Source organism: Micromonospora sp. KC606, assembly GCF_004348675.1.
Taxonomy (GTDB): domain Bacteria; phylum Actinomycetota; class Actinomycetes; order Mycobacteriales; family Micromonosporaceae; genus Micromonospora.
The window spans coordinates 1-3962 of sequence record NZ_SMKN01000330.1 but is presented as its reverse complement, the minus strand read 5'-3'; the positions used below and the strand labels follow the sequence as shown (position 1 = coordinate 3962).

Here is a 3962-nt window from a genome sequence, read left to right as displayed (position 1 = left end):
GGTGGCAGCGACGGCACTCGCGGGCGATCGGGGGCGGGCGGCTGTGGGACGAACACGGTGCGCGGCCTCATCGGCGGCAGGCGGTCATGCGGGTGAGCGGCTGTCCCCCGGCCGCCCACCCGCGGTGCCCGGCTCAGTGGGTAGCCAGCTCCTTGGCCCGCGCCGCCGGCCCGACGTGGACGGGGTGCGGCGTGGTACGCCGGCCGGACCAGAGCACCCGGGCGACGATCCCGGGCGCGAAGAGCCCCGGCGGTGGCGTCATCAGGTTGGCGACGCTCAGGAAGCGCCGCCCCACGACCGGGTGCCGCGCGGCGGCGGCGTGCAGCCGGGTGACGTACCCGTTGAGGAAGCGGATCCGGCGGCTGCGCGGCCCGACAACCGTCGGGTGGCGCAGGTCGGCGCCTACGGCCATGTCCCACGGCACGTCGACCACCTTCGCCGCGCCGGCGAAGAAGCGGCGGGGCAGCTCCTTTCGGCCCTGCCGGAGGCAGTCGCGCAGCACCATCGCCTCCGCCGCGGCCACCGTCATGCCCTGCCCGTACGCCGGGTTGAAGCTGCACACCGCGTCGGCGACCGCGATGAAGCCCTCCGGCAGGCGGGTGAGGTGCTCGTAGCGGCGGCGCACGCTGGTGGGCAGCCGCATCCGCTTCGGGGGGCCGAGCGGCTCCGCCCGGCTCAGCAGCGCGTGCAGCTCCGGGGCGGGCAGCCGCGTGGTGAAGGCGAGGTAACCCTCGGGGTCGGTGGGTGGGGCCTGGTCCGGGCCGACGCCGAGCAGCGTGACCATCCACCGGTCGCCCTCGGCGGCAATGGCCACCCCGCCGTGCGGGGCGTCCGGCGAGGGGCTGCTGACGAAGGCGGCGAAGTCGGCCTCGCCCGGGGTGCGGCGGTAGTCGCGGGAGACGTAAACCGTGCGAGGGTCCACCCGGTCCTCGACGGGCGGCTGATAGCCGAGTTCGGCGAGCCAGGTGGGGCCGCGGTTGCCCCGGCCGGTCGCGTCCACCACCAGGTCGGCGTCGTGGCGTTCCTCCCGGCCGCCCCGGGGCAGGACCCGCGCGCCGACGACCGCGCCGCCGGCGGCGAGCAGCCCCAACGCCTCGCACCTGTCCCGGATCTCCACGTTGGGCAGTGCCCGGACCCGGTCCCGGACGTACGCCTCCAAGGCGCGCCGGCTGACGCAGAGCCCCTCCAGTCCAGAGGCGACCCGGGGAATTCGGTGGCCGTCGTTGACCCACAGGCAGTCCCGCTGGACGTCGATGGCGACCGCCCCCTGGGTGGTCAGGTCGGCGGTCAGGCCGGGGAAGAACTCCTCCAGGATCTGGCGGCCCCGGGCGAGCAGTCCGTGCGAGTGCCCGCTCTGCGGCACACCCTTGCGGTCGACGGCCTCTGCCGGCAACTCGTCCCGGTCGAAAACGGTCACCTTCGCGTACGACTCGCCCAGCACCCGCGCGGCGAGCAGGCCCCCGATGCTGCCGCCGAGGATGATCGCCTGCCCGGTCTGATTGGTGGTAGCCACTGCTGACTCCGTTTCACTGAATGGATGTCTACAGTGAGCGGCACGGCATCCCCGTGGGCAAAGCGAATTAGTGGACGGCTAGCTGACAGTGAATCTCCCGTCAGCGGTTCCGCCACTTCCCGATCTGCGGGCCGATCGGCTTTCGGTCGCCATAACCCCTGGTCAAGACGTAGCTATCAGCTCTGCCGATCGGCGTCGTGAGCGATATCTCAGTCGTCTACCAGTCATTGTTGGCCGACTCCCGGCTCACCGAAAGGATGACGGGGCGAGCCAACCGATCAGGCACCGCGAGAGGACGGGAAGGCGACAACTGGCGGACGACCGGTGTTTTTCTCGTCGCCCCGGATCACCGATCAGGGGTCGGCCAGGCCGCGTTCGAATGGTGGTGGGCGTGGTCGGACTCAGTAACCGCCGGCCACCGCGAATCCCACGAAGACGATCACGGCCGCGGGCCCGCCGGCGGACCCGGGCGTTCCCCGAACGTCACCTCCGGAGGAACGCCTGGTGCTCGCGCTCAGCAGGTGGAGTTGGTCTGGGGCAGCAGGCCGAGCCGGCCTGACCCCTCGGTATCCTCTAGCCGGCGCGCGCCCCAGGCCCGACCCGTGGCGATTTGGGTCGCCATCGGCCAGGTTGTGTCGGTGCTCGTCCTCGCGGTCGGCCTGTACCCCACCCAGCAGGCCAACCAGGAGACCGGCGCGGCCAACCGCAAACAGGCAGAGCGGCTTGTTCCACCGCGACAACATCGTCCGCGAGTTCGACAGCCGACCCGCTGGACCCGGCGGGCACGGTCCAGACGGCACCGGCCGCCCGACCACCGGTACGTGACTCGCAGCCCGTTGCGGTGACCGCCGCCGACGGCAGCCTGTCAGCTGCGTCGAAAATGTCGCGCCGCGGTGAAACTCCCGGACAGCCTCACGCGTCATCCGGCTGTGTCGACCGAGGACCGCGAGCTGACCGGGCTCACGGCCTCGATGGCCGAGGCAGTCGGGGAGGAAACGTGGCGTTCGGAAGGTGGCTCGCCGGTGCGGGTCTGGTGGTACTGACCGGTGTCGCCGTCGGGGTGTACGGCGGGTCGCCGGCCTCCGGCGGCGAGGGCCCGGCGGCGGTGCCGGTGGCCGAGCCGCAGTCGGGGCCGGTGCCCGCGACCGAGGCTCAGCCGCCCGGGGGCGCGCGGGCGGTGCCGGTGCGGCAGGAGACGGCGGGCGCGGAGCCGGTGCTCTCCGGCAAGCGCCGGGTGACGATCGTACGGGTGGGGGCATTCGAGTCGGGGCTGGCGCTGCTCGACGATGGACGGTTGGCCGAGGCGGACGACGACCGTGGCCGGCAGGTCTTCGTGCCGACTCCGTTGGGGTCGGGGGAGTTCCTGATCAAGGCGTACTACGGCGGCGGCGCCGGGCAGCCGGTCTGCTGGCAGGTACGCAACCCGGGGAACAGCCGGCCGTTGTTCGTGCGCGGCGCCGCCTGCCGGGCGGACGACCCGGCTCAGCGGTTCGTCATCGCGCCCGCCCCGGCCGGAGGTCGCCGCGAGTACCTGATCAGCAACCGGTGGGCGTACCTGCGCGACTCCGCCCGGTCCGGCCTGATTCTGGAGGAGTTGGGCGATGCCCCGCCGGTGAGCAGCTTCCGGTTCAACGACACCGGAGCGGCCCCGCGCCGGAAGTGACCCCTCGGCGGCCCGGCCGGCAGTTCCCGGCCGGGCCAATGGCGGTGCGACCGAGCACACAACTGCCAGGATCAACCAGGTCGGGTGGAGACTTTGACCGATGCGTGACGCTGCGGAGTTCGACGCCTTCTACTCCGCGTCCGTGCAGCGGGTACTGGGACATCTGTACGCGATGATCGGCAACCGGGCCGAGGCCGAGGACGCGGTGGCGGAGGCGTACGCCCGGGCCTGGGACCGCTGGACCGCCGTGCGCGAGTGCGACAGCCCGGAGGCGTGGGTACGCCGGGTGGCGTACCGGGTGACGGTCAGCGCATGGCGCAAGACCGTCAACCGGCTTCGCGCCCATCGCCGGGACGCCCCCGCGCAACGCGTCGACGCCATCTCGGTCGACCACGTCGCGGTGGTGACCGCCTTACGGCGCATCTCCGCCGAGCAGCGCCGGGCGGTGGTGCTGCACCACCTGGTCGGGCTGAGCGTGGCCGAGATCGCGGCGGAGGTCGGCACCAACGAGAACACCGTCAAGACGCGGCTGGCCCGGGGCCGCCGGGCCCTCGCCGCCCACCTGACCGAACCGGAGTACCAAGGCGTGGACGAAAGGGCGCGGCCATGAACTCTGGCAACCAGCTCGACAACGCCCTGCGGGCGCTGGCGGGGCAGGGCGGGCAGGGGAGAGTACCGGCCGCCACCGACATCCGGCGTCGCGGCGACACCCGCCGCCGACGTCGACGGGCGGCGTCGGTCGCGCTCGCCGCCCTCGCCGTCGTCGCGCTCGGCACGGGCGTCGCC

3 protein-coding genes and 1 pseudogene are annotated in these 3962 nt (G+C 73.0%); 3 read left to right on the top strand and 1 reads right to left on the bottom strand.

The window, feature by feature from the left end; all coding sequences use genetic code 11:
• Nucleotides 1-133: 133 nt before the first annotated feature.
• Nucleotides 134-1513, bottom strand: coding sequence for an FAD-binding protein (locus E1193_RS30360; RefSeq protein WP_132186566.1), 1380 nt, complete (start codon nucleotides 1511-1513; stop codon nucleotides 134-136).
• 997 nt (nucleotides 1514-2510) lie between these two features.
• Here E1193_RS30360 and E1193_RS30355 point away from each other — a divergent pair.
• The 3 genes and pseudogenes from E1193_RS30355 to E1193_RS30345 form a co-directional block, all read left to right on the top strand.
• Nucleotides 2511-3176 carry a hypothetical protein gene (locus E1193_RS30355; RefSeq protein ID WP_132186565.1) on the top strand — a complete coding sequence of 222 codons (666 nt, stop codon included), beginning with the start codon at nucleotides 2511-2513 and terminating at the stop codon, nucleotides 3174-3176.
• A gap of 100 nt (nucleotides 3177-3276) precedes the next feature.
• Nucleotides 3277-3786, top strand: a complete 510-nt coding sequence (locus tag E1193_RS30350; protein WP_132186564.1) for a sigma-70 family RNA polymerase sigma factor — start codon at nucleotides 3277-3279, stop codon at nucleotides 3784-3786.
• A pseudogene (locus E1193_RS30345) lies at nucleotides 3783-3962 on the top strand (hypothetical protein); the annotation flags it as partial. The gene E1193_RS30350 and the pseudogene E1193_RS30345, both read left to right, overlap by 4 nt.

Coding starts and splice junctions, on each gene's coding strand:
- E1193_RS30350 (WP_132186564.1), top strand. CDS start 3,277: ATGCGTGACGCTGCGGAGTTCGACGCCTTCTACTCCGCGTCCGTGCAG.